Here is a 23,901-nt window from a genome sequence, read left to right as displayed (position 1 = left end):
GTGGCTCTTACGGTACATGGGGATGCCATCGTTCGGCACCTCGGGTCACCGTCGACCGGACCTGCGCGTCGCAGTGGTCCAGCCGTCACAAAGTGTACCGGGTAAGGGGTAAGCCCCGGGGCTGGCCGTGACACCGGACATACCGGTACGAACGAGCCCGAGAATCAGCTTAACGCGCACCGCCTCCGGGGGAGGAGCGTCGCCCCGCCCCCGGAGGTGAGCTTCACCGCAGATGGATCGTGCGCAGCCGGCCGACCTCGGCCATCCGCCGCTCGGCGAGCCGGTCCGCGGCGACGGCCGGCGGGACGCCCTCGTCGTCGGCGAGCCGGAGGATCTGCCGGGTGGTGTCGAAGATCCGGGTGGCGCGCAGCTTGGCGCGGTCGAAGTTGAAGCCCTCGATCTCGTCGGCCACCTGGATCACGCCACCGGCGTTCACCACGTAGTCCGGCGTGTAGAGGATGCCCCGGTCGGCGAGCACCTTCTCGATGCCCGGGTGGGCGAGCTGGTTGTTCGCCGCCCCGGTGACCACCTTCGCCCGCAGCACCGGCACGGTGTCGTCGTTCAGCGCGCCGCCGAGCGCGCACGGGGCGTACACGTCGATGTCGGAGGCCACCAGCGCCTCGGTGTCGTCGACCAGGGTGACCTGCGGGTGGGTGGTGCGCGCCCACTCCCGGGCGCGCGGGTTGACGTCGGTCGCCACGACCTCGGCGCCGTCGTCGAGCAGGTGGGCGGTCAGGTACTTGCCGACCTTGCCCAGCCCGGCCACGCCGACCCGGCGGCCGGCCAGCGTCGGGCTGCCCCAGACGTGCTCGGCGGCGGCCCGCATGCCCTGGAACACGCCCCAGGCGGTGAGGATCGAGGAGTCGCCCGCGCCCCCGTGCTCCACGCTGCGGCCGGTCACGTAGCGGGTCTCCCGGGCGATCACGTCCATGTCCGCCACGTAGGTGCCGACGTCGCAGGCGGTGTAGTAGCGGCCGTTGAGCGACTCGACGAAACGGCCGTACGCGCGCAGCAGCGCCTCGCTCTTGATCTGCTCGGGGTCACCCCAGATGACCGCCTTGCCGCCACCGAGGTCGAGGTTCGCCAGGGCGTTCTTGTAGGCCATGCCGCGCGAGAGGTCGAGCACGTCGGCGAGGGCCTCGGCCTCGCTGGCGTACGGGTAGAACCGGGTGCCGCCGAGCGCGGGGCCCAGCGCGGTGGAGTAGATCCCGATGATCGCCTTCAGGCCGGACTGCTTGTCCTGGCAGAACACGACCTGCTCATGCCCTGTGGAGACGGGGTCGTCGGTACTGGCGAATACGCCCATGGCTGACTCCTGTGTCGGTGTGCGCCCTTGTGGGGCGCGGAACCTGGTGGCACGCCGGCGGGATGCTGCCGGTGTCGTTGAGCCTAATATCGGCCCGAACCGTACTGTCGCGCATGTCACGCCACGGGCCCGAGGGCGGCGACGGGCGGTCCCGTCTCGTGGGAGGATCGCGCCGTGCCGTCGCTCTTCGCTTCATACCTGCGCGTGTACGAGCCGCTGACCGCCTTCGACCGGGACCGGCAGTCGTACTGGCGCCGGTACGTCAGCGAGGGCCGCGCCATCGCTCCGCTGGAGGGGCCGGTAAGGCAGCGGACCGCGGTGATCGAGGCGCTCGGCGCCGGCTGGACCCGGCTGCCCGACCTGCCCGACGAGGCGTACGTCCTGGAGTCCGACGACGCGCTGCTGGTCTGCCCGTGGAACCTGCGTATCCGGGTCGCCGAGGCGGCGCTGAGCGCCCGCGACGGCGTGCCCTCGGTGCTGGCCGACGCGTTCGTGCCGCCGGTGCTCGCCGGGCAGGCCAAGGCCGTGGTGGAGGACTGGCGCAGCGGCGCCCGGGTGCTGGAGCACGGGGTGCCCCGGGTGCACGAGCAGATCGCCACGTGGGGCGTGCCGCTGCGCTGGTTCGTGCTGTTCGAGGCCGGTGAGCGGCACCTGGTGACCGAGCCGGAACGGCGGGCGCTGCGCTACCGCACCGAGATCTCCAAGGCGCGCCGCCGGGCGTCCCGGGCGCTGTCGGTGCTGCGCAAGTCGATCGGCGAGGCGCCGATCACCGAGGCGGTCGAGGAGGCGGCCCGGTGGCTGGAGGAGTTCCACCCGCGCTCGGTGGTCGAGCTGGACTACGGCGGCCTGGTGCAACTGCTGCCGGACGAGACGCTCGAAGCCGACGACTCGACCGAGCTGGTGGCCACCGGACTGTCCGGACTGGGCCGGGGCGAGGCCGAGGAGGCGTCCGCCGCGTACGACAAGCTGGTCGCCCGCTGGCGCGCGGTGCAGCTGCTGGAGCGGTGCAACTGACGCCCGGTTTGCCCCGCTAAGTGGTCTTGGACACGAGAGTGTCTCGTAGCTGATGCGTCACGAACCGTGATCATGAGTCCGAATAAGGTACTTTCTGCGGCATAAAAGTCGTAAAAATCGGGCATGGTTCATCCGTCCGTCTAGGGACCTTCAGCCGTTCGGCCCATGTCGGACATCGGGGACTAGCCGGACCATGGGAGACGCGTCGGCCGGCGGGACCCCGGCCGATGTCTATACATGTGGAGGAGTGACCCCGATGGCATCGCGAACGCACGAACCTGAGCCGCTACTCACACCGGCCGAGGTGGCGTCGATGTTCCGTGTCGACCCGAAGACGGTGACCCGGTGGGCGAAGGCTGGCAAGCTCAGCGCCATCCGGACCCTGGGCGGCCACCGCCGCTACCGCGAGTCGGAGGTTCGGGCCCTGCTGCAGGGGCAGATCCCCCAGCAGCGCCAGGGAGACTGACGAACCGGCGTTCTCCGGCGTTCCGATCAGGGGCGGTGCCGTCGCGGCGCCGCCCTTAATCGCGTCCGGGCTCAGTCGTGTCGAGGGCCGCTCAGTCCAGCACGATCCGCAGCCCCACCGTGCCGCGCTCACCCCGGCGCAGCCGGCTGCCCAGCAGGCTCAGCCGCCCGATCAGCCGGTACTTCCGCTTGAGCAGCGTCCGTACCCGGTCCGTGCTGGCCGGATCGGCGATCGTCGCGTGGCCCGGCACCGCCTCACCGTGCGGCCGGCCGCGCACGTCGCACGGCGCCACGGTCACCCGGCCGTCGCGCCGGATGCGCTTCACCTTGCCGGAGTCGGCCACCGTCCACACCGCCAGCCCGTCGCCGTCGCGTACCGCCCACACCGGAGTCGGCACCGCCCGGCCGTCCTTGCGGAACGTGGTGAGCAGGACGTACTTCTCCGCAGCCAGGCGGTCCAGGTCGGTCACGCCGCCAAGGATACGGCGGTCACGGCCTCGTCGACCCCCGGATAGCGTTGCGGGCATGACCGGGGAACCCGAGATCGGCGACGTGTTCGGCGAGATGATCCGCGACGCGTACGCGGTCGCCACCGGGATCGGACCCCGCCCGATGGCCGGCGGTCGCCTGCCCCGCCCGGTCATCGAGATCATCGAGCGCGACGACGGGCTGATCAACGGCGCGCCCGCCGGGCACTACCTGGACCCGCCGCAGCGGTGGCAGCCGCACGACCACCGGGCCGTGGACCGGGTACGCGGGCACGTGCTCGACGTCGGCGTCGGCGCCGGCCGGATCGCGCTGCACCTTCAGGAGCGTGGCGTGCCGGTCACCGGGCTGGACACCTCGCTCGGCGCGCTGCGGGTCAGCCGCCACCGGGGCGTCCGCGACCTGGTGCACGGGACCGTCGACGAGCACGCCGCGGACGGGCCGCGCTACGACACGTTCCTGCTGCTCGGCAACAACCTGGGACTGTTCGAGGGGCGGGAACGCGCCCCGGCGATGCTGGCGGCGCTCGCCGCGCTCGCCCGGCCCGGCGCCCGGGTGATCGCCCACGGCACCGACCCGTACGGCACCACCGACCCGGTGCACACCGCCTACCACGAGCGCAACCGCCGGCGGGGCCGGCTCGGCGGGCAACTGCGGCTGCGGCTGCGCTACCGGATGCTCGGCACCCGGTGGTTCGACTACCTGGTCTGCTCGCCCGACGAGTTCGCCGAGCTGGTCCACGGCTCCCCGTGGCGACTGACCGACGTGGACGACACCGACCACCCCTACTACCTCGCCACGCTGAGCCTGCGGTGAGCGGGGAGCCGCCGGGATCCGGCGGCTCCGGCGCACCACTCAGACCTGGACGGTGGGGGTGGTCTGCTCCGGGGGCAACCCGCCGTCGCCGTCGACCACCTCGTCCGGCGTGCCGTCCTCGTCGATGTCCACCATGGTGATGTCCACCTTGCCGTCACCGTCGGTGTCGAACTGGAACAGGTCGGCCTTGCCGTCGCCGTCGGTGTCCACCACCCAGACGTCGGTCTTGCCGTCGTTGTTGGTGTCCGCACGGAGCAGGTCCACCCGCTCGTCGCCGCGGGTCTCGACCGTCTCGGTGCTCTCCGCGCTCTCCGGTGCCTGGCTCATCTCGTTCCTTCCTTCGGCGTTGACGGCCGTCCTTACCCCGTCCGCTCCGCCCCCACGCATGCCCGGCGGCCCGGCCATGCATAGGGTCGCATGCAGGAACGAGCGAGCGGACGGGCCCGGCGCCGGAGACCCCGCGCCCCCCGCCGCGGCGAGGGGACGTCGATGAGTGGTCGTTTTGTGGTCGTCGGGGCCGGCACCATGGGCCTCGGCATCGCGTACGTGGCGGCCGGCGCCGGGTACGCGGTCGAACTGGTCGAGGTCGACCCTGCCCGGGGCGCCGAGGCACTGCGCCGGCTCGGCGAGCTGTGGGACCGGGGCGTGCAGCGCGGCAAGCTGACCGAGGAGGCCGCCACCGCCAACCGTGAGCGCGTCACGCTGCGGGCCGGGCTCGCCGAGGTGGCCGAGGGCGCCGACGTGATCGTGGAGGCGGTGCCCGAGCGGCCCGACCTCAAGCGTGCCGTGCTGCGCGAGGCGGAGAGCCGCCGGCCCGCGCTGCTGGGCAGCAACACGTCCAGCATCCCGATCGCCGAACTGGCCGCCGGGCTGGACCGTCCCGCCGACTTCGTCGGGTTGCACTTCTTCAATCCGGTGTGGGCGATGGCGCTGCTCGAGGTCGTGGTCGGCCCGGCCACCGCGCCGCGGACCACCGAGGCGGCCGTCGCGCTCGCCGCCCGGCTGGGCAAGGACCCCGTCGTCGTACGCGACATGCCCGGCTTCGCCACCTCCCGGCTCGGCGTCACGCTCGGCCTGGAGGCGATCCGGATGGTGGCCGACGAGGTGGCGAGCCCGGCCGACATCGACAAGGCGATGGTGCTCGGCTACCGGCACCCGATCGGCCCGCTGGAGCTGACCGACCTGGTCGGGCTGGACGTGCGGCTCGACATCGCGCGCACGCTCCAGGCCGCGTACGGGGACCGCTTCGCGCCGCCGCCGCTGCTCGTCGAAATGGTCGCCGCCGGGAAGCTGGGCAAGAAGTCGGGTCAGGGCTTCTACACGTGGAAGGACGGCCAGAAGAAGTGAGCGCGAGGAGTGAGCTTGCGAGCCCCGCAGTCGCGAACGAAAGGCCGGCACAGTGAGCGGGCTGCGGATCGAGGAACTGCCGGACCGGCTCGTGGTGACGCTGGACCGGCCGGAGAAGCGCAACGCCATCGACGCCGACCTGGTCGGCGAGCTGCACGCGGTCTGCGCCGATCTGGAGGCGCGTCCCCGGCTGCTGCTGCTCACCGGCGGGACGGCGGGCATCTTCGCCGGGGGCGCCGACATCGCCCAGCTCCGCGAGCGGGGCCGGCTGGACGCGCTGGCCGCCATCAACCAGGGCGTCTTCGCCCGCATCCGGGCGCTGCCGATGCCCACAGTCGCCGCCGTCGACGGGCCGGCGCTGGGCGGCGGCGCCGAGCTGGCGTACGCCTGCGATCTCCGGGTGTGCACGGACCGCGCGGTGTTCGGCCAGCCCGAGGTGCGGCTGGGCATCCTGGCCGGTGCCGGCGCGACCTACCGGCTGCCGGCGTTGATCGGTGAGGCCCGGGCCAAGGAACTGCTGTTCACCGGCCGGCGGGTGGACGCCGAGGAGGCGCTGCGGATCGGGCTGGTGAACCGCGTGGTGGCCGACCCGGACGAGTTGCTGCCCACCGCGCACGGCCTGCTCGACGAGATGACCAAGGGTTCCGCGCTGGCGCTGCGGCTGACCAAGATGGCGGTGGACGCCCCGCCGGCCGCGCACCCGCAGCTCGACCTGCTCAGCCAGGCGGTGCTCTTCGAGGACGAGGAGAAGCACCGGCGGATGACCGAGTTCCTGGACCGGCGCCGGGCGCGCTGAGCCAGACGACGAGGGCCGCGCCGGTGTCCTCCGGTGCGGCCCCCTCGCGTCGGTGCGGCTCAGCGCTTGATGTCGACTCCCGCGTCGTCGAGCGCGGTGATCGCCGGAGCGGACTCGGCGAAGCCGATGAGCAGCAGCGCCTCCGGTCCGAACGCCTTGATCTCCTTGGCGATGCCGCTGAAGTCGACTGGCGTCTTCGGGTCGGCCGGCGGCTCGTATGTCAGCAGCTTGAGCCGGTCCGCGCCGATCCCGGCCTTCTCCAGCTCCGAGCGGACGTTCTCCTGGAGGCCCTCACCGTAGGAGTCCTTACGGGCCAGGATCGCGATCTTGCGGGGTCCGTCCCGGAGCATCACGTCGGCGAGCGCGCGACCCTGGAGGCTGTCCGGCGGGGCGGTACGGAAGTAGAGGCCCTTGTCGTCCACAGCGCTCAGCCCCGCGTCGGTGTTCGACGGGGAGAACAGGATCCGGCCGGCGGCCACCACGTCCGGCAGCACGGCCCGCGAGATGCCGGAGCCGCCCGCGCCGATGATGACCTGGACGCCCTCGCTGACGTGCGAGGCGACGGTGGCCTTGGCGACCTCCGGGTTGGTGCCGTCGTCACCCTCGATCCACTTCACCGGCTCACCGAGCACACCACCGGCGGCGTTGACCTCCCGGATCGCGAGCGCCGCGCCGGCCGCCAGCGGCGGGTTGGCCAGCGCCAGGTCACCGGTCTTCGGCAGCAGCCCGCCGAGGACCAGCGGGGCGTCCTTCGCCTTCCCGTCGCGCAGCTTGCGGCCACGCGGCGGCGTCTTGGTGCTCGCCCCGGACTCCTCACCGGCGCCGACGAACTCGGTCTTGCTGTCGTCGATCTTCTGGTTGTCGAAGTGCATGGTGCCGTAGCTCGCGGTCGCCGGCTCGCCGTTGTCGGTGAACCCGGCGCGGGTGAGCGACACGCCCCGGTACTCGATGTCCCGGCCCGCGCGGGCGAGCTGGAGGCAGGCCGCCACCTCGTCGCAGCGTTCGCCGCCGGTGGTCACCCCGACGATCTGCTTCGCGATCTCGGCCGGCGCCGTGGTGCCGGCGAGCTGGGCGGCCAGCGCGCTGATCACGACCGCGTCGTACGACTCGGCGGAGTAGAGGAAGTCACCCAGCTTCGGGTCTACGGCGAGTAGTCGTTCCTTGAAGCTCTCGGCCAGCGGAGTGAGGGGGGTGGTGCCCTTCATCCCGTTCACCAGGTCCGCCCGGTCCTTGAGTTCCGCGGCGTACGAATTGAGCATGTTGCCGTCGGTGCCGTAGAGGCGTACCTGGGTGGCAGGCGTTTCCTCCGGCTCGTCGCTCCCGCAGGCGCTCGTGGCGAGCAGGAGCGCCGCGCAGGCCATGGACAGGGCCGCGCGCGACGTGCGTGTTCTCAGCATGGTCGTCCTTCCTCCGGCGAAGGTCCGCTGCGCACCTTAGCGTGCTCGCGCGGCACGCGGGACTGTGGAGTCGGCTCCGTCGGCACCCCGACTGCGGGTATCACTCTGCGTGGTCGACGGGCCGTTTCCTGGTCACCGCTTGACCCCCGGCGATACTGTTCCGCGGGTGAACGACGAAGCACAGCAGACGCTCGACGACGCGACCGCCGTGCTCCGTTCCGCCCTCGCCGGTGACGGCGCCGGCGTGGTGGGCACGTTCGACGCGGTCGTGGACCGCTCCGGCCTCGCCGGGGCGTACGGAGTGGCGTGGTGCCTCGCCGCCACCATGCTCGGCGACGACACCCCGGGCGGCGGCGCCGCCCTCGACTTCCCCGGCATCGACCAGGCCGACTACGACACCCGCTGGGTGGCCCGCTTCGTCAGCGCGTGCGCCAACGACGACGCGGACACCGGCGAGGCGCTGTTCGGGGCGGCCGCGGCCGACGGGCTGCTGCCCGACTGCCTGCTCACCCTCGCCGGCTCGACCATCGCCACGCTGCGCAGCCGCTCGGACTGAGCCCGGCGCGCGGCCCGGCGCCCCGGCTGTGGTAGCTCTGGGTGCATGTCCGAGGCGATGCTCAGCAAGGTACGCAAGCTGCTCGCCCAGGCCGAGGACCCGGCCTGCACACCCGCCGAGGCGGCCGCCTTCATGGCCAAGGCCACCGAGCTGATCGCCCGCTACGGCGTCGACCGGGCGCTGCTCGCCGCCCGCGACCCGGCCGCCGACCCGGTCGGTGACCGGACCGTCGAGGTGGTCGCGCCGTACGCCCGGGACAAGGCCGGCCTGCTCGCGGCGGTCGCCGAACCGCTGCGCTGCCGATGCGTACGCCGCCGGCAGGGCAACGGCTTCGTCATGCACCTGTTCGGCTTCGCCAGCGACCTGGAACGGGTCGAGCTGCTGTTCACCTCGCTGCTGGTGCAGGCCGCACACGGGCTGGCGGGTGCCGTCGTACCGGCCGGGGATCACCCGGCGGCGTTCCGGCGTACCTGGCTGGCCGGGTTCGCGTACGTCGTCGCGGAACGACTGCGCGCGGCCGAGAACAAGGCGGTGGCAGAGGCGGGTGGACCCTCCACGGCACTGGTGCTCGCCGACCGCTCCGATCGCGTGCAGCGGCGGGTCGCCGAGGCGTACCCCCGGTTGCGCACCGCCCCGCGACGGCGGCTGGCGGGCGGTGGTTTCGGTTCCGGCGCGGACGCCGGCCGCCGGGCCGACCTGGGCGGCACCGGCGTGGCCGGCAGCGGCGCGGCGCCCGGCATCGCCGGCTGACCGATCTCAGACGGTGCGGGCGACCGTCGCCAGGTAGCGGCAGAGCAGTTCGTGCCAGCCGGCGGTCAGCGCCTCGCGGTAGCCCTCGGCCGCAGTGCCGTGCCGGTCGAAGTAGCGGTGCTCGACGTCCACCCGGGTCCGCTCCGGACCGTCGGCGTGGAACAGGACCTCCACCTCGCTGGCCCGCGCCGGATCCGGCACCGGCACCCGGTCCGGGCCGATCTGCCAGGTGAAGACCAGACGCCGCGGCGGATCCCAGGTCAGCACGCGGCCCCAGTCGTTGCGGAAGCCGTACGGGCCGATCTCGTAGAGCATGCCGCCGGCCCGCGGCTCGATGCCGATCGCGGCGAGCGCATCCGGGCCGGACCAGGTGTATTCACGCACCCACCAGTCGGCGAGCGCGCCGGTGAAGACGGCGTACGCCCGCTCGGCGGACGCCGGGACGAGCAGGCTGCTGCGGAGGGAGAAGCGGTCGGATTCCTGCCGGACCTCATCCGGATCGGCCATCTCCTGTCCCATAGGTCCGGACCATACCGGCTCATGTCTCGGTGTGCAGCTTCCGTACCGCCCGCTTCCGAACACTCGGAACTCCGGTTCCCGACAGCGGCATCCGGCGGGATCGGCGGCCCACGGGAGGCGCAGTTCGGCGCTTCCGGACGGCGCCGGTGGGGCTTCCGTGAGATGCCGGCGGCGCTTCCGTGCGGGCGCGGGCGGCGCTGTGTCGTCGATGGCCGGGGCGTGACGGATGCCGTACCGGAAAGCGGGTAAGCGCCGCCGACCGGACCGATGGGAGAGCGGGAAGCATGAGCGACAGCCGAGCCACCGAACCAGTGCCGGACCCCGGCGACGAGCGGCCCGCCACGCCGGCCGGCGCGGAGCCGGAGCCGGACGTCCTGCTCGACGTGCCGGAGCTGACCGTCGACGAGATCCGGCTCACCGTGGACGGGCTCGACGCCGACCTGTCGCTGCGCGCCCGGCTGGCCAACCTGCTCCAGCTCGACGCCGGAGTCCGGGTACACCTGGAGGGCGTCGAGCTGGACATCACCGGGGTGCGCGCCGAGGCGTTGCTCAAGGTGCGGCTGGAGAAGCTGGTGCAGATCCTGGACCGGGCGCTGACCACCATCGACCGAAACCCGCAGCTGATCGACGCGCTGGCCCGCTCGGCCGGGGTCGCCCTGGACGACGTGCACCGGCTCGCCGCGCCGGTGGTGGACCAGACCGGGCGTACGGTGGCCGCGGCCGGCGAGGTGGTCGAGCGCACCGCTCCGGCGGCGGTCGACCGGGCGGCGCCGGCGGCCGGTGAGGTGCTCGATCAGGCGGGTCCGGCGGTGTCCGGCCCGATCGAGGCACCCGAACCGCCCCAGCGCCCGGCGCGGACGGAGTCACCACCGGCGGCTGGTGGCGATCGCGAGAAGCCGTCACCGGCAGTCGGTGCCCGGCCGCCGGAACCGCCACCGTCGCCCAGTGGCGATCGGCCGAAGCCGTCACCGGCGTCCGGTGGCGATCGGCCGAAGCCGTCACCGGCGTCCGGTGGCGATCGGCCGACGGAGCCGCCGCCCGGTGCCGGGCCGGCGGAGTCGCCACCGGCGTCGGGTACCGGGCGGGAGAGCAAGGCGGAGTCCGAGCGGGCTGCCGGATCGGGGCCGGGCGCCGGGGCGGGCTCGTCGGCCGACCGTTCCGGCGAGAAGAAGCGCTCGGAGCGAACCGGCCAGCCGGCTAGCGCCGCCGCCGAGGCGGCGCAGCTGGCGGGACAGGCCGGACAGGCACTCCGGCAGGCCGGCCGAAGCGTCTGGGAGGCGATCCAGGGCAGCCCCACCCAGAACCGCCGCCCGCCCAAACCCTGACCCGCCCACCGCCCACCGCCCAGCCCTCGCCCAGCCCGCCCTCAGCCCGTTGATCAAGGAGTTTGTGTCCGGTTCACCCGCCCTGGACGACACAAACTCCTTGATCACCGGGGCCGGGGCCGGGGCCGGGGCGGGGCCGGGGGCGGGCGGGCGGGGAGAGAGCGTTACGCGGGTGGGAGGTTGTCCGGAGCGGCTGCGGTGGCGGCCTGTTGGTGGCGGCGCAGCAGCTCCTGGAGGGCGGCGATCTCGGAGTGCAGGGCCTGACGGCCCTCCCGGGTGATCCGGATCCACGTCCGTGGACGACGGCCGTGGTAACCCTTCTCCACCTCGATCAGGCGTGCCTCCTCCAGCACGGCGAGGTGCCGGGACAGGTTGCCCGCGGTGAGTTCGAGGGCCTCCCGGAGATAGGCCACCTCCACCCGCTCGCCTTCGGTGGCGATGGTCAGGATGCCGAGCCGGTGCCGTTGGTGGACCGTGTCGTCGAGGCCGTTCGTCGGGAATGGCCCGCTCGCTCGAGGATCGTCCACGGTGCTCACGACTACCGATTGTGCTGCTTCTTCGCGGCGGCGAGCGCCAGACCCCCGCCGATCAGCAGGATCGGTGCCGGGAGCATGGCGGCGAGCATGAAGCTGAACCGGGTCAGATCACCCGGTTGCAGGTCGGAGACCTGGAACCAGGTGTTCACGGCGACGAGCACGACTGAGTAGAGACCGACCACCGCCCACAGGCGCCGGCTGCGTTCCAGGCGGGCGAGAACCGCCAGACCCACGGCGATCACGAGGTGCGGCAACATGCCCCGGTTGGCGAGGCCGAGCAGCGGACCGGTCAGCCAATTGGTGCCGCCCTGCACCGGTCCGCTGGTGTTGAACAGCAGGAACTCCAGGACGATCGGAAGGGCGAGGCCGACGAGCGTGCCCGCGATGCCGGCGACGACGTACGCCCGGGTCGGGGTCTGGACGCCGGCTCGCCGGCCGTGCCAGCGGTACCAGGCCAGGCCGGCCAGGTAGCCGCCGACGAGCGCTGCCAGCCAGTACCAGCCCAGCGCGACCGACTTCTCCAGGAAGCCGCCGCCGAGACCGGTCAGGGCGGGGCCGTCGGACCCGGCGCGCAGCGCGGGTGGCTCCACCGACTCGACGTACAGCGGCGCGGCCGCCGCGATGAGCACCCCGAAGAGCAGGAGCGGAAGCCAGTACGCCTGACGGGCCGCCCGGGCCTGCCGGCGGAGTGTGGTCATCGAGGCGAGCAGTTCCTGAGCACTGTCCTCGCGTGGTGACTCGGACGGCATGGTTCCTCCCGGCAGCCGATGTGCTGTGACCCAAATAGGTTTGCATCCCAAACCTATCAACGCAAGGGCCCGGGACCGGTGTGCTTCAGTCGCGGCCGAGGTCGGCGAGCAGGGCTTCGACCCGGGTCCGGATCTCGTCGCGTACGCCTCGCACCACGTCCAGGGGCTGGCCGGCGGGGTCGGTGAGCTTCCAGTCCTCGTACCGTTTCCCGGGGAAGACCGGGCAGGCGTCGCCGCAGCCCATGGTGACGATGACGTGGCTGGCCTGCGCGGCGTCCCAGGTCAGGCGGGCGGGGGCCTGCCCGGTGAGGTCGATGCCCACCTCGCGCATGGCCTCGACCGCGACCGGGTTGATCCGGTCGGCGGGCTCGCTCCCGGCGGAGCGGACCTCGACGGCGTCGCCCGCCAGGTGGCGGAGCCACGCGGCGGCCATCTGGGAGCGGCCGGCGTTGTGCACGCAGACGAACAGGACGCTCGGCTTGTCGCTCATCGCGCTTCGGTCTCCCGGGTTAGGTGCGGTACGACCACGTCGTCCGCGGTGTCGGCGGCGTGCGGGTACCAGAGGGCGAGGGCGGCGACGGCGACCACACCACCGGCCAGTTGGGCGGCGACGAAGCCGGGCACCGAGGCGGGCGCGATGCCGGCGAACGTGTCGGTGACGGCCCGGCCGACGGTGACGGCGGGGTTGGCGAACGAGGTCGACGACGTGAACCAGTGGGCCGCGCCGATCCAGGCGCCGACGGCGGCCGGGGCGGCGGCGGTGCGGCCGGACGGGGCGAGCGCGAACACCAGGACCACCAGGCCCGCGGTGGCGACCACCTCGGCCAGCAGGAGGCGACTTCCTCCGCGTACGGTGCGGGACCAGGCCGCGGCCGGCAGGTCGAACATCAGGTGGGCGAGGACGGCTCCGGTGATCGCGCCGCCGACCTGCGCCACGGCGTACGCGACGAGGTCCGGCCCGGTGAGGCCGGTGCCGGCGCGACGGCCCAGCCACCAGTCGACGGCGGACACCACCGGGTTGAAGTGGGCGCCGGACACCGGGCCGAAGATCAGGATGAGCGCGCCGAGCGCGAGCGCGGTGGCGACCGCGTTCTCCAGCAGTTGCAGCCCGACGTCCGACGGGGAGAGCCGGGTGGCCGCGATGCCGGAGCCGACGACGGCGGTCACGAGTAGCGCGGCACCGGCGAACTCCGGTCCAGGAGTCCCGAGACCCGGCCACACCCGCCGAGCAGGATCACGGCCAGTACGAGGACCGGCGGCAGAGCCGTACGCAACGCACGCACACGCGACCCTTTCCGTACTCACCTGCCTCGTTCCGTCCGTCACTCAGCGGGCTCACCGTAGGCGCCGCCGCTGTTGCCGGGGTGCGTACCGCACACCCGTCAGGTACTCCGGGGTGGCGACCCGTGCCGGCCGTGGATCCGGCCCGTTCGACCGGGAGGCGCACCGCCGCGAGCCCTAGCGGGACCGGACCACGGCCGTGACCTCGACCTCGAGCACGGCGCCCGGCAGGAAGAGCTTGCTGATCTCGACAGTCGTGCTCGCCGGCGGCGGTGTGCCCGGGAAGAGCCGTCGTCGGACGGCCGCGTACGCCGGCAGGTCAGCCAGGTCCGTCATGAACGTGCGGATGTGCAGCACGTCGTCGAAGCTCGCGCCGTGCGCCGCCAGCACGCCGCCCACGATCTCGAAGATCCGTTCGGCCTGGGCGCCGGCATCTCCGGGGGCCACCACCGTGCCGTCGTCGTCGACGGCGACCTGACCGGCGAGCATCAGCAGCGCGCCGCCGCCGACGTCGATCCGGGCGACGTGCGCGAAGCGGTCGCCGAACGGGGCCGCGACGGATGCGGGGTTGTCCAGAGTGAGGCGCATCAGCATTCCTTCAGGAAGTCGGCTGAGACGAGGCAGGAGAGATCGGCGTCCTGGTCGGGTGCGGCCTGCATCAGGTCGAGGGCGGCCTCCAGCACGGGAGCCGGCACCGGGCGGCGCAGCGCCAGCCGCGCATCCTTCGCCGCCAACGCGACTGCGAACGAGGCGCCCGGCGCGGTGACCCGTCCGACCGCGCCGCCGAGGGCCCCACGGCCGAGCACGTCCAGGGCGGTCCGCCGGTCGACACCGAGCGCCGCGGCGACAGCCAGTGCGTCGTGCAGCGCGGCGACAGCCGTCACCAGGCCCGTGTTCGCGACGAGTTTGACGGCGGCGCCTGCGCCGATCGGCCCGCAGTGACGGACCGAACCGAGTTGTTCCAGCACCGGAACCGCCCTCTCCACGGTATCGGCGGGGCCGCCCACGAAGATCGTCAGCGTGCCGGTCCGGGCGGCGTCGACGCTGCCGCCGACGGGGGCGTCGAGGAGTGAGACGCCCGCCGGAAGCCGGCCGGCCACTGCTCGGACTTCGTCCGGCCCGATCGTCGACATCTGCACCACGACCGTCCCGGGCCGGAGCGCGGTGGCGGCGCCGTCCGGCCCGAACAGCACCGTCTCGACCGCGCCGGCGTGGGCGAGCATGACGACGACCACGTCGGCTCCGTCGACCGCGGCGGACGGGCTCGCGGCCACCGTCGCGCCGGCCACGGCCAGCGGCTCCGAACGCTCCGGGCTGCGGTTCCACACTCTGACCCGGTTGCCACCGCCCAGGAGGCGGCGCGCGATCGGCGTGCCCATGTGTCCTGTCCCGAGGACCGCGATGATCTTCACGCCGTAACGCTAGGCCGGCGAAAGCAATGCGACCAACGAATGTCTCGCATGCCTGCCATGCGTGATTACCATGCCTGCCATGGAGACTCAGCTGCTGGAGGTGTTCCGCACCGTCGCGCGGCACGGCTCGATCACGACCGCCGCCCGCGCCCTCAGCTTCACCCAGTCGGCTGTCTCCCGGCAGATCGCCGCGCTCGAGGCTGACATCGGCGCTCGGCTCTTCGACCGGCTGCCCCGCGGCGTCGCCCTCACCGAGGAGGGGCGAGAGCTGCTCCCGCACGCCGAGGCGGTCCTCGACCGGCTCGCCGCGGCCCGGCGCAACCTCGACGACCTGCGCGGACTCGGCCGAGGGCGGCTGCGTGTAGGTGCCTTCCCGACCGCTGTCGCCGCTCTCGTACCCCGGGCGATGGCGTCGTTCCGCTCGGCCTGCCCGGAGATCTCGCTGTCGCTGGTCGAGGGCGTGACGCCGCGGCTGCTGGAGCGCCTGCTCGCGGAGGAGGCGGATGTGGCAGTGGTCAGCACCTCGCCCACGGGCGAGCTGGACCGCGAACGATTCGACCTGCGGCATCTGCTCGACGAGCGGCTCCTGGTCGCGGTCGCGCGCGACCACCGGCTCGCGCGCCGCCGCTCGGTGCGCCTGGCGGACCTCGCCCAGGAGGCGTTCGTCGTGGGCTCGGCCACCGCGGAGAACAGCCTGCTCCGGGCAAGCCTGCCCAGCGGCTTCTCGCCGCGTATCGACATCGTCGCGGCCGAGTGGACCGGCAAGCTGGGATGCGTCGCCGCCGGGTTGGGGGTGGCTCTGGTTCCGGCCCTGGCGGTACGCGGCACCCCGCCGGACATCGCCCTGCTACGCCTGCATCCGGACGACGAGTCGGTACGGCGGATATTCGCGGCGACAGTGCGCGGCAGGACGCCGTCGCCGGCGGTCGTGCACTTCGTCGAGCATCTGCGGGCGGAGGCGGCCCACCTGGGGTGAAAAGCAGAACGCCGACCCGCGTCTCCGCTGGTCGGCGCTCCTGTAGCCCGGCGAAAGGCTATGTGGCCAGGGGCGGGGTCGAACCGCCGACCTTCCGATTTTCAGTCGGACGCTCGTACCAACTGAGCTACCTGGCCGTGGTGCTCGGCACATGCTACCGCACGGGCCGATACGCAGAACGCCGCGCATCGAGCTGCGCGGCGTCAGCGCTTGCGGTCCTGACGGGACTTGAACCCGCGACCTCCGCCTTGACAGGGCGGCGAGCACTCCAACTGCTCCACAGGACCTGGCTGGTGTTGCATCCGGCGCGAGCCGGACCGTGCCCCCAACGGGATTCGAACCCGTGCTACCGCCTTGAAAGGGCGGCGTCCTGGGCCGCTAGACGATGAGGGCGGCCCCGCCATCATTGCACACTCGCAACTTCAAGCGGACTTGCTCCCATCCGGCCCCGCCGGAGGCAGGAGAAGCATATGTCATGCCTGCGCGGACGGCCAAACCGGTATGGGCATGACCGTGGAGCCGGGAGAAACCGCAGGTCAGCGCGGTAGGGCGATGCCGAACCTCCGCTTCAGGTCCGGAATCAGGTGCCGGCAGGCGGCCATCGTCTGGGCCCGGTCGCCGCCCGCGTCGTGCATCAGCACGACCGAGCCGTGCCGGGTGGCGCCCTTCACCCGCTTGATGATCGTCTTCGCCGGTGGGTGGTCCCAGTCCTGGGGGTCCACGCTCCAGTGCAGCGGGCGCAGGCCCATCTGCTTGGCGATCGCGACCTCCTCGGCCGTCCAGCGGCCACCGGGCTGGCGGAACCAGGTGATCGGTGCCTTGGGTGTGGCGGCGTGAATGGCCTCGTTCGTCCGTTCCAGGTCGGATCGGATCTCGGCGGCGGAACGCCGGCCCAGGTTCACGTCGTGGTGCCAGCTGTGGTTGCAGAGCTGGTGCCCCTCCCGGACGATCCGGGCCACCAGTTCCGGGTAGCGCTTGGCCTGCTTGCCGACGACGCAGAAGGTGGCCTTCACCTGGGCCGCCCGGAGCTGCGCCAGGATCTGCGGGGTGTAGCGGGGATCCGGCCCGTCGTCGAAGGTGAGCGCCACGCCGTTGCTCCCGCTGGCCCGGTGCAGACCCGCCGGCAGCTTCTTCGGCACCGGGCGCAGCTTCGGCTTGGCGGGGGTGGTGTGGGTCGGTGAGGGCTTCGTCACCGGCGTCGGCGACGGCGACGGCGACGCCGAGGCCGACGGCGGTGCGGCGGCCTTTTCGGGTGACTTGCCGGCTTCGCCGCAGCCGGTGACGAGGAGCACCAGGCCCAGGGCGAGCGCCGACAGGGCGCGTGGACGCATTCGTCGCTCCCGGAGGGGTCGGGGTCAGACGGACTTTCCGACCGTAGTGGACGCCGACCCGGAACGGGAGAGGGGCTCAGCTCGTCGTCGACTGGTCCAGCGAGTCCCGTACCGCCACGGCCAGCGACAACGCCTCGGCCAGGTCCACCGGCCGGACCACCCCGGCCGGCAGCGAGTCGGCCCGCCAGCCGGGCCCGGCGGCGAGCACCAGCAGCGGCCGGCGCGGCACCGCCAGCAGCGCGGTGAGCTGGCACGGATCGGCCGTCGCGCGGATGTGCGACCAGAGCACCACCGCCGCCGGACCGGTCCGGTTGACGGCCTCGACCAGGGCCGGCACCGGTACGCGGGCACCGAGCATGCGATAACTCACACCGACCTCGGCCAACGCGGCGCCGAGCGCCTCCAGCGGCAGCGAGTGCTGCTCCTCGTCGGCGCAGGAGAGCAGGATCCGGGGCGGACCGCTGGTCGGGTGCGCCCGCGCCACTGTGGCGAACGCCTCGGAGACGCACCGGGACATGAGGTGTTCCACCTCGATCAGCCCGGAGGTGGCGGCGTGCCGCTCCCCGATGCCGGCGAGCACCGGCCGCAGCAGCCCCTCCCAGGTCGCCACCACCCCGTCGGTGGCGAGCGCGTCGGCGATGGTCCGGCCGATGGTCACCGAGTCCAGTCGCATGGCGGCACGGGCCAGCCCGCGCGCCGCGGGACCGGCCCGGCCGACCGGGATCGCGGTGCCGCCGCCGTCGCGTACCGTCGAGGCCCTCGCCTTGAGGCCGAGCCGCTCCGGAGGCAGCACGGCCGGCGCCTGCCGGGCCCAGCGGGCGGCCTCGGCGGGCGCGACCCCCTCGGTGGTCAGCCGGCGCATGATCTCCAGCCGGGCGAGGTCGGCCGGCGTGTAGCGCCGGTGGTGGCCCGGTACGTGCTCGCTGGGGCCGAGACCGTAGCGCTGGTGCCAGGTACGCAGCGTGGTGACCGCCACGCCGAGTCGGCGTGCGACGGCCCCCGCGCTCAGCGCCTCATCGGCCACCCGACCGCTCCGGTGCCTCGGTGGCCGGTACGCCCGGCCGGGACGCGTCGGCCGGGTGCAGCAGCCGGTTGACCACGCCGCCCAGCCACGGGGCGTACTCGCGGGGGTGGGCGTCCAGGTCGGCCACCACCGCGCCGGGGTCGACCCAGCGCAGGTCGGCCACCTCGTCCGGGTCGGGTCGCGTGACCAGGTCGGCCGGTACGTCGGCGCGCAGCACGTGGTCGTACTCGAACTCGACGCGCCCGGTGGCCGGGTCCTCGGCGTAGTAGAGGTAGACGCCCACCTCGGTGAGGTCGACCGGGTCGACGCCGAGTTCCTCGGCGAGCCGCCGGTTGGCGGCCTCGGCCGGCGACTGGCCGGGCAGCGGGTGGCCGCAGCAGGAGTTCGCCCAGCGCAGCGGGAACCGCGTCTTGACCGCGGCCCGCTGCTGCAACAGCACCCGCCCCTGCGGGTCGACGAGGAGCACCGAGAAGGCGCGGTGCAGCCGCCCGGGTGGCTGGTGCGCGGCGGCCACGGTGGTCTCGCCGACCACCCGGCCGTCGTCGTCGACCAGCTCGACCAGGTGGGTCTCCCGCTCGCTCACGACATCGCCCCGGTGATCCGGGCGGCGGCGAGCTTGCCGCTGATCAGCACCATCGGCACGCCCACGCCCGGCTGGGTACCGGAGCCGACGAAGACCACGTTCTCCAGCGTCCGGTGCAGGTTGGAGGGTCGGAACGGGCCGGTCTGGAAGAGGCTGTGCGCGGCGGCGAACGGGGTGCCGGCGGCCATGCCCTGCGCGGCCCAGTCGGCCGGGGTGACGGCCTCCATCACCTCGATGCCGTCGCCGAAGCCGACGTATCCGCGCTCCTCTAGCGTGGTCACGAGCTGCTCGGCGTACCGCTGGGTGAGGTCGCCCGTCCAGTCGAACGGCGCGCGTTCGAGGTTCGGCACCGGTGCGAGCACGTAGTAGGTGTGCTTCCCGGCCGGCGCCACCGACGGGTCGGTGCGGCTCGGGTTCGTCACCAGCAGCGACGGGTCGGTCATCAGCTCGCCTCGCCGGATCACCTCGTCGAACGTCCCCTTCCAGGAACGCCCGAAGTGGATGTTGTGGTGGGCGATCTTGCCATAGCCCTGCGTCGAACCGATGTGCAGCACCACGCAGGACGGCGAGTAGGTCAGCTTGCGCTGCCGGCTGGGCGGCAGCAGGTCCTGGTAGGCGACCGGCAGGTCCGGGTTGAGCACCACCGTGTCGGCGGGGACGAAGTCGCCGTCCGCGGTGACGACGCCGGTGGCGCGGCCGTTGGCGGTCTCCACCCGGGTCACCGTGGTGCCGTACCGGATCTGCACGCCGTGCTTCTCCGCCGCGCCGGCCATGCCGCGCGAGACCGCGTGGATGCCGCCGCGCGGGAAGCACACCCCGGCCACCGAGTCGAGGTACGCGATGACCGTGTAGATCGCCAGCGCGTCGTGCGGGGACAGGCCCGCGTACATGGCCTGGAAGGAGAAGATCCGCTGGGTGCGCGGGTCGCGGAAGAACTGGTTGATCTTCGTCTGGAGCCGCCGGAAGGCGCCGTTGGCGAACAGCTTCAGCAGGTTGCCGGTGAGCAGGTCGGTCGGTGCGTCAAGGTTGCGCTCGATGAAGTCGGCCCGTTCCCACTGCCACAGGTTGCGGGCGTAGTCGACGAAACGCAGGTAGCCGTCGGCCTCCCGGGGGCCGCAGACGCGGGCGATCTCGGCGGCCATCCGGGTGGTGTCGGTGATGACGTCGAGCGTCGACCCGTCCGGGTAGTAGGCGCGGTACGCCGGGTCGAGCGGGGTCAGGTCGAGCCAGTCGGTCAGCTCCTCACCCACCGCGCCGAGCGCCTCGGCGATCAGGTCGGGCATGGTGAGGACCGTCGGGCCGGTGTCGAACTCGTACCCGTCGACGCTGAGCCGCCCGGCGCGCCCGCCCGGCACCGGCTCGCGTTCGAGCACCGTCACCTGCCGGCCGCTGCCGGCCAGGTGCAGCGCGCAGGCCAGCCCCCCCAGCCCGGCGCCGACCACGACCACCCGGTCGGTCCGTCCCTTGACGGTACGCATTCCGGCCCCCTTGCTCACGAAGTTGCTCATCATGCCCGCCGCGCCGTGGCGGCGGTGGCGAGGCCGGTCAGCGCGGTGCGCGCCGTCTCGTCGATCGGTGCGGTGCCGAGCGCGGCGAGCGCCTCGGTCACCCGGTCGGAGATCATCCGCTCCACCCGGGCCGTGGCCCCGGTGTCCCGGACCACGTCGGCCAGCCGGTCCACCTCGCGTGCCGAGGTGACCGAGCCGGCCCGCTCCAGGGCGCGGCGCTGCGCCGGGTCGGCGAGCTGCCGGGCCAGCATCAGCAGTGCGGTCGGCTTGCCGGTTCGCAGGTCGTCCCCGGCCGGCTTGCCGGTGGTCTCCGGGTCGCCGTAGACGCCCAGCAGGTCGTCGCGGAGCTGGAACGCCTCGCCGACGGCCAGCCCGTACCGGGTGTACGCGGCGATGAGCGGGTCGTCCGCGTCTGCGCCGGCCAGGCAGGCGCCGAACAGCAGCGGGCGCTGGACGGTGTAGCTGGCGGTCTTGTACCGGGCCACCCGCAGCGCCCGGTCGACGGTCCAGTTCGCCGAGTCGTTCTCGCCGAGCACGTCGAGGAACTGCCCGGCGACCGTCTCGATTCGCATCTGGTCGTAGCAGCGGCGCACGTCGAGCAGCCGGTCCGCCGGGACCGCCGCGTGTGCCATGAGCCGGTCGGCCCACACCATGCAGAGGTCGCCGATGAGGACGGCGACGGCTTCGCCGTACCGGTCGGGGTCGCCCGTGTGTCCGGCGGCCCGGTGGCGGGCGGCGGCGGCCCGGTGCGCGGTGGGCAGCCCGCGCCGGGTGTCGGAGGCGTCCATCACGTCGTCGTGCACCAGCGCGAACGTGTGCAGCAGTTCGAGCGCGGAGAGGGCCGGGAGCACGGAGCACAGGGGTTCCTCCCCGCCGACCAAACCCCGCCAGCCCCAGTACGCGAACGTGGGGCGGACCCGTTTGCCGCCGGCCAGCACGCAGTCGCGCGCCGTCGCGGCGAAACCACCCATCGCTGCGTCGATCTCGGTGAGCGATTCGACCTCCGCGGCCAGGAACGCCGCGAGCGTCTCATCGACCCCTTTGATCAGGTCTTTCGTGAACGCGGCCAGTACGCCGCGGACCGGATCGTCCGTCGCCCCGGGCTGAGCCGGCGCGACGCGGAGCGCATTACCCGCAACTGCGTCGTTGGCCATGTGGGCGAGCGTACCCTAGGGTTACGAGTTGCGTCGATTGCTGCGTCGAAAGAGGAGGGCCGATGGACACGGATCTGACCGCTGCCTATGACCGTTGCCGCGAGCTGCACCGGCGTCACGGCCGTACCTACTATCTCGCCACCCGGCTGCTTCCCGCCTGGAAACGGCGGCATGTACACGCTTTGTATGGATTCACCAGGTACGCGGACGAGATCGTCGACCGCACCGAGGACCTGCCGCCGGCCGAGCGCGCCGCCCGGCTGCGCGAGTGGTCGGACCGATTCGTCGCCGGGCTGCACGGCGCGTCGGTCGACGACCCCCTGCTGCCGGCGGTGCTGCACACCATCGCCGTGTTCGACCTGGACCGCGACGACTTCGCGTCGTTCCTGCGCAGCATGGCGATGGATCTGACGGTCATGTCGTACCCGACCTACGACGACCTGCTCGACTACATGGAGGGCTCGGCCGCGGTCATCGGCACCATGATGCTGCCGATCCTCGGCAGCTCCGACCCGGCTGCCGCCCGCGAGCCCGCCCGTCAGCTCGGCTTCGCGTTCCAGCTCACCAACTTCATCCGGGACGTCTCCGAGGACCTCGACCGGGGCCGGACCTACCTGCCCGACGAGGACATGGCCAAGTTCGACCTCACCCGCGACGACCTGCTCGCCGCCAAGGCCGCCGGCCGCACCACGCCGCGCATCCGCGAGCTGATCGAGTACGAGGTGACCCGGGCCCAGGCCCACTACGTCGCCGCCGCACCGGGCATCCCGCTGCTCGACCCGGCCTCGCAGGCGTGCATGCGCACCGCGTACGCGCTCTACGGCGGCATCCTCGACGAGGTGGCCGCGCAGGACTACGACGTCTTCGTCCGCCGTGCCCTGGTGCCGCGGCGGCGCCGGATGGCGGTGGCCGCGCGGGCGCTGCTCACCCCGTCGGGCACGCCGGTGCGGGTGCCCGGCCCGGCCCTGGAACCGGCCCTGGCCGGATGACCGGCCGGACGGCGGTGGTGCTGTTCACCCGCGACCTGCGGGTGCACGACCATCCGGCGCTCGCCGCCGCCTGCTCCGCGTTCGACCGGGTGGTGCCGCTCTACGTGCTCGACCCGGCGTTGCAGAGGCTCTCGCCCAACCGCACCCGCTTCCTGCACCAGAGCCTGGCCGACCTGCGCGAGGCGCTGCGCAGACGCGGCGGCGACCTGGTGGTCAGGCGCGGCGATCCGGTGGCCGAGACGGTGGCGCTGGCACGGAAGGTGGGCGCCGAGGGCATCGGGCTCTCCGCCGACGTGAGCCGGTACGCGCACCGCCGGGAACGCCGCCTGCGTGCCGAGTGCGACCGGCACCGGATGTTCCTGCGCGTGTTCCCCGGCCTCACGATCGTCGAGCCCGGTGCGCTGCGCCCCGGCGGCGGCGACCACTACCGCGTCTTCAGCCCCTACTTCCGGGCCTGGCAGGGCGTGCGGTGGCGGGACGAGCTGGCCGCGCCGAAGCGGGTCCGGCTGCCCGACGGCGTCGACCCGGGCCGGCTGCCCGACCCGCCGAAGGGCGACAGCCCGGATGCCGCCGTCGGCGGCGAGACCGTCGCCAGGCGCCGGCTCACCGCCTGGCTGCCCACCCTCGACGAGTACGACGACATCCACGACGACATGGCCGGCGACGAGACCTCGCGGCTCAGCCCGTACCTGCGCTTCGGGTGCGTGTCGCCGCTGGCGGTGGCGAACCGGGCGGGTGACCGGGACGGGCCCTTCGTCCGGCAGCTCTGCTGGCGCGACTTCTACCACCAGGTGGTCGCCGGGTTCCCCGACCTGTCCACGGTCGCCTACCGGCGCGGCGCCCGCGAGGACTGGCGCGACGACCCGCACGCGTTCGACGCCTGGGCCGAGGGGCGGACCGGCATGCCGATCGTGGACGCCGGCATGCGCCAGTTGCGCGCCGAGGGCTGGATGCACAACCGGGCCCGCCTGATCACCGCCGGCTACCTGACCAAGCACCTCGGGCTGGACTGGCGGCCCGGCCTGGAGGTCTTCTTCCGGTGGCTGCTCGACGGCGACCGGGTCAACAACTCGGGCAACTGGCAGTGGGTGGCCGGCACCGGCAACGACACCCGGCCGTACCGCGGCTTCAACCCGGTACGGCAGGCCGAGCGCTACGACCCCGACGGCGGGTACGTGCGGCGCTGGGTGCCGGAGCTGGCGTCGGTGACGGGTAAGGCGGTCCACCAGCCGTGGCGGCTGCCCGAAGAGGTACGCCGCACACTCGACTACCCGCCGCCGCTGGAGGTGCCCGGCACCGACCCGGTCTGGCTCCGCTGACCGCTGCTCGCCGCCCCGCCGCCCGCCGGGGTCACTTTCAGTGACTCCCCTGCCCTCCGGGGCCTGCCACCTCCGGTCCCCTTTGCTCTGCAGCCATATCCGCATCGGTTGCGGAAAGTGACTGCCGCAGCCTTGCGCGGGTTTCGGACCTGCGAGGAAATCCCTGCTCAAGGCGGTGTTGCGCCAATGGCTGCAGAGCAAAGCCGGAAAACGGAAGACACTGCTGCCCGGCCGGCCGAATGCGCTGCGTGACGACGCCTCG

General features: G+C 73.0%; 27 protein-coding genes and 3 tRNA genes. 11 read left to right on the top strand and 19 right to left on the bottom strand.

Going from position 1 to position 23,901, the window contains the following annotated elements; translation table 11 throughout:
- Positions 1-223 precede the first annotated feature (223 nt).
- The gene (locus tag V6U82_RS28215; RefSeq protein ID WP_128137045.1) at positions 224-1,306 is read right to left on the bottom strand and encodes a Leu/Phe/Val dehydrogenase; all 1,083 of its coding nucleotides are present in this window, start codon (positions 1,304-1,306) and stop codon (positions 224-226) included.
- A gap of 174 nt (positions 1,307-1,480) precedes the next feature.
- On the opposite strand from V6U82_RS28215, the gene V6U82_RS28210 reads away from it, so the two are divergent.
- Entirely contained in the window at positions 1,481-2,320 is an 840-nt protein-coding gene (locus V6U82_RS28210) for a hypothetical protein (RefSeq protein WP_013283431.1), read from the top strand.
- A 256-nt stretch (positions 2,321-2,576) separates the two neighbouring features.
- Positions 2,577-2,786 carry a BldC family transcriptional regulator gene (locus V6U82_RS28205; RefSeq protein ID WP_007073996.1) on the top strand — a complete coding sequence of 70 codons (210 nt, stop codon included), beginning with the start codon at positions 2,577-2,579 and terminating at the stop codon, positions 2,784-2,786.
- A gap of 91 nt (positions 2,787-2,877) precedes the next feature.
- On the opposite strand, the gene V6U82_RS28200 is transcribed toward V6U82_RS28205, so the two are convergent.
- The gene (locus tag V6U82_RS28200; protein ID WP_128137046.1) at positions 2,878-3,255 is read right to left on the bottom strand and encodes a PPOX class F420-dependent oxidoreductase; all 378 of its coding nucleotides are present in this window, start codon (positions 3,253-3,255) and stop codon (positions 2,878-2,880) included.
- A gap of 55 nt (positions 3,256-3,310) precedes the next feature.
- Here V6U82_RS28200 and V6U82_RS28195 point away from each other — a divergent pair, with 55 nt between their 5' ends.
- Positions 3,311-4,087, top strand: a complete 777-nt coding sequence (locus tag V6U82_RS28195; RefSeq protein WP_128137047.1) for a class I SAM-dependent methyltransferase — start codon at positions 3,311-3,313, stop codon at positions 4,085-4,087.
- A gap of 39 nt (positions 4,088-4,126) precedes the next feature.
- On the opposite strand, the gene V6U82_RS28190 is transcribed toward V6U82_RS28195, so the two are convergent.
- Positions 4,127-4,414: a hypothetical protein gene (locus V6U82_RS28190; protein ID WP_013283434.1), complete on the bottom strand. Its 288-nt coding sequence runs from the start codon at positions 4,412-4,414 to the stop codon at positions 4,127-4,129.
- A gap of 162 nt (positions 4,415-4,576) precedes the next feature.
- Here V6U82_RS28190 and V6U82_RS28185 point away from each other — a divergent pair, with 162 nt between their 5' ends.
- Together V6U82_RS28185 and V6U82_RS28180 are read left to right on the top strand one after the other, a co-directional pair.
- Complete coding sequence (locus tag V6U82_RS28185) at positions 4,577-5,434, top strand: 3-hydroxyacyl-CoA dehydrogenase family protein (protein ID WP_334466464.1); 858 nt, start codon at positions 4,577-4,579, stop codon at positions 5,432-5,434.
- 52 nt (positions 5,435-5,486) lie between these two features.
- Entirely contained in the window at positions 5,487-6,230 is a 744-nt protein-coding gene (locus tag V6U82_RS28180; protein ID WP_128137049.1) for an enoyl-CoA hydratase/isomerase family protein, read from the top strand.
- A gap of 59 nt (positions 6,231-6,289) precedes the next feature.
- Here the strand turns inward: V6U82_RS28180 and V6U82_RS28175 are convergent, their stop codons facing one another.
- Positions 6,290-7,627 (bottom strand): ABC transporter substrate-binding protein, encoded by a 1,338-nt coding sequence (locus V6U82_RS28175; protein WP_128137050.1) that lies wholly within the window; start codon positions 7,625-7,627, stop codon positions 6,290-6,292.
- 166 nt (positions 7,628-7,793) lie between these two features.
- Between V6U82_RS28175 and V6U82_RS28170 the strand changes: the two genes are divergently transcribed.
- Both V6U82_RS28170 and V6U82_RS28165 read left to right on the top strand, forming a co-directional pair.
- The gene (locus V6U82_RS28170; RefSeq protein ID WP_013283438.1) at positions 7,794-8,183 is read left to right on the top strand and encodes a hypothetical protein; all 390 of its coding nucleotides are present in this window, start codon (positions 7,794-7,796) and stop codon (positions 8,181-8,183) included.
- 45 nt (positions 8,184-8,228) lie between these two features.
- Entirely contained in the window at positions 8,229-8,933 is a 705-nt protein-coding gene (locus V6U82_RS28165; RefSeq protein ID WP_334466460.1) for a DUF2786 domain-containing protein, read from the top strand.
- A gap of 6 nt (positions 8,934-8,939) precedes the next feature.
- On the opposite strand, the gene V6U82_RS28160 is transcribed toward V6U82_RS28165, so the two are convergent.
- Positions 8,940-9,452 (bottom strand): SRPBCC family protein, encoded by a 513-nt coding sequence (locus V6U82_RS28160; protein WP_181726824.1) that lies wholly within the window; start codon positions 9,450-9,452, stop codon positions 8,940-8,942.
- 284 nt (positions 9,453-9,736) lie between these two features.
- On the opposite strand from V6U82_RS28160, the gene V6U82_RS28155 reads away from it, so the two are divergent.
- Positions 9,737-10,777, top strand: a complete 1,041-nt coding sequence (locus V6U82_RS28155; protein WP_334466456.1) for a hypothetical protein — start codon at positions 9,737-9,739, stop codon at positions 10,775-10,777.
- Positions 10,778-10,941: 164 nt separating this feature from the next.
- Here the strand turns inward: V6U82_RS28155 and V6U82_RS28150 are convergent, their stop codons facing one another.
- The 6 genes from V6U82_RS28150 to V6U82_RS28125 all read right to left on the bottom strand — a co-directional run bounded on the left by V6U82_RS28150 (position 10,942) and on the right by V6U82_RS28125 (position 14,755).
- Positions 10,942-11,313 carry a winged helix-turn-helix domain-containing protein gene (locus V6U82_RS28150; RefSeq protein ID WP_334466455.1) on the bottom strand — a complete coding sequence of 124 codons (372 nt, stop codon included), beginning with the start codon at positions 11,311-11,313 and terminating at the stop codon, positions 10,942-10,944.
- 2 nt (positions 11,314-11,315) lie between these two features.
- Positions 11,316-12,062: a hypothetical protein gene (locus V6U82_RS28145; protein WP_334466454.1), complete on the bottom strand. Its 747-nt coding sequence runs from the start codon at positions 12,060-12,062 to the stop codon at positions 11,316-11,318.
- An 85-nt stretch (positions 12,063-12,147) separates the two neighbouring features.
- Positions 12,148-12,552, bottom strand: coding sequence for an arsenate reductase ArsC (locus tag V6U82_RS28140; RefSeq protein ID WP_334466452.1), 405 nt, complete (start codon positions 12,550-12,552; stop codon positions 12,148-12,150).
- Positions 12,549-13,229 (bottom strand): aquaporin, encoded by a 681-nt coding sequence (locus V6U82_RS28135; protein WP_334466449.1) that lies wholly within the window; start codon positions 13,227-13,229, stop codon positions 12,549-12,551. The genes V6U82_RS28140 and V6U82_RS28135 overlap by 4 nt, the downstream gene beginning before the upstream one ends.
- Positions 13,230-13,520: 291 nt before the next feature.
- A complete protein-coding gene (locus V6U82_RS28130) occupies positions 13,521-13,931 on the bottom strand; it encodes a RidA family protein (protein WP_181726514.1) in 411 nt (136 codons plus the stop codon).
- Positions 13,931-14,755: an NAD(P)-dependent oxidoreductase gene (locus V6U82_RS28125; RefSeq protein WP_334466445.1), complete on the bottom strand. Its 825-nt coding sequence runs from the start codon at positions 14,753-14,755 to the stop codon at positions 13,931-13,933. Before V6U82_RS28125 ends, V6U82_RS28130 begins: the two co-directional genes overlap by 1 nt.
- A 79-nt stretch (positions 14,756-14,834) precedes the next feature.
- On the opposite strand from V6U82_RS28125, the gene V6U82_RS28120 reads away from it, so the two are divergent.
- Positions 14,835-15,731, top strand: a complete 897-nt coding sequence (locus V6U82_RS28120; protein WP_334466442.1) for a LysR family transcriptional regulator — start codon at positions 14,835-14,837, stop codon at positions 15,729-15,731.
- Between the two features lie 63 nt (positions 15,732-15,794).
- On the opposite strand, the gene V6U82_RS28115 is transcribed toward V6U82_RS28120, so the two are convergent.
- The 8 genes from V6U82_RS28115 to V6U82_RS28080 all read right to left on the bottom strand — a co-directional run bounded on the left by V6U82_RS28115 (position 15,795) and on the right by V6U82_RS28080 (position 21,331).
- Positions 15,795-15,868: transfer RNA gene (locus tag V6U82_RS28115), tRNA-Phe, on the bottom strand.
- Between the two features lie 76 nt (positions 15,869-15,944).
- A tRNA-Asp gene (locus V6U82_RS28110) sits at positions 15,945-16,018 on the bottom strand.
- 33 nt (positions 16,019-16,051) lie between these two features.
- Positions 16,052-16,124, bottom strand: a tRNA-Glu gene (locus tag V6U82_RS28105).
- A gap of 143 nt (positions 16,125-16,267) precedes the next feature.
- Positions 16,268-17,062 carry a polysaccharide deacetylase family protein gene (locus V6U82_RS28100; protein ID WP_334466439.1) on the bottom strand — a complete coding sequence of 265 codons (795 nt, stop codon included), beginning with the start codon at positions 17,060-17,062 and terminating at the stop codon, positions 16,268-16,270.
- A gap of 76 nt (positions 17,063-17,138) precedes the next feature.
- Entirely contained in the window at positions 17,139-18,086 is a 948-nt protein-coding gene (locus V6U82_RS28095; RefSeq protein WP_334466436.1) for a MerR family transcriptional regulator, read from the bottom strand.
- On the bottom strand, positions 18,076-18,669 hold the full coding sequence (idi, locus tag V6U82_RS28090; protein ID WP_128136592.1) for an isopentenyl-diphosphate Delta-isomerase: 594 nt from the start codon (positions 18,667-18,669) through the stop codon (positions 18,076-18,078). Before idi ends, V6U82_RS28095 begins: the two co-directional genes overlap by 11 nt.
- Positions 18,666-20,147 carry a phytoene desaturase family protein gene (gene crtI / locus V6U82_RS28085; protein ID WP_181726515.1) on the bottom strand — a complete coding sequence of 494 codons (1,482 nt, stop codon included), beginning with the start codon at positions 20,145-20,147 and terminating at the stop codon, positions 18,666-18,668. The genes idi and crtI overlap by 4 nt, the downstream gene beginning before the upstream one ends.
- A 29-nt stretch (positions 20,148-20,176) precedes the next feature.
- Positions 20,177-21,331: a polyprenyl synthetase family protein gene (locus V6U82_RS28080; RefSeq protein ID WP_334466432.1), complete on the bottom strand. Its 1,155-nt coding sequence runs from the start codon at positions 21,329-21,331 to the stop codon at positions 20,177-20,179.
- Positions 21,332-21,393: 62 nt separating this feature from the next.
- Between V6U82_RS28080 and V6U82_RS28075 the strand changes: the two genes are divergently transcribed.
- Positions 21,394-22,320 (top strand): phytoene/squalene synthase family protein, encoded by a 927-nt coding sequence (locus tag V6U82_RS28075; protein ID WP_128136589.1) that lies wholly within the window; start codon positions 21,394-21,396, stop codon positions 22,318-22,320.
- Positions 22,317-23,639, top strand: a complete 1,323-nt coding sequence (locus V6U82_RS28070; RefSeq protein ID WP_334466428.1) for a cryptochrome/photolyase family protein — start codon at positions 22,317-22,319, stop codon at positions 23,637-23,639. Before V6U82_RS28075 ends, V6U82_RS28070 begins: the two co-directional genes overlap by 4 nt.
- The last annotated feature ends 262 nt before the right edge of the window (positions 23,640-23,901 follow it).

This window comes from Micromonospora sp. CPCC 205554 (genome assembly GCF_036902745.1).
Lineage (GTDB): Bacteria > Actinomycetota > Actinomycetes > Mycobacteriales > Micromonosporaceae > Micromonospora > Micromonospora tulbaghiae.
The sequence above is the reverse complement of the archived record's forward strand: the minus strand, read 5'-3'. Positions and strand labels throughout refer to the sequence as shown.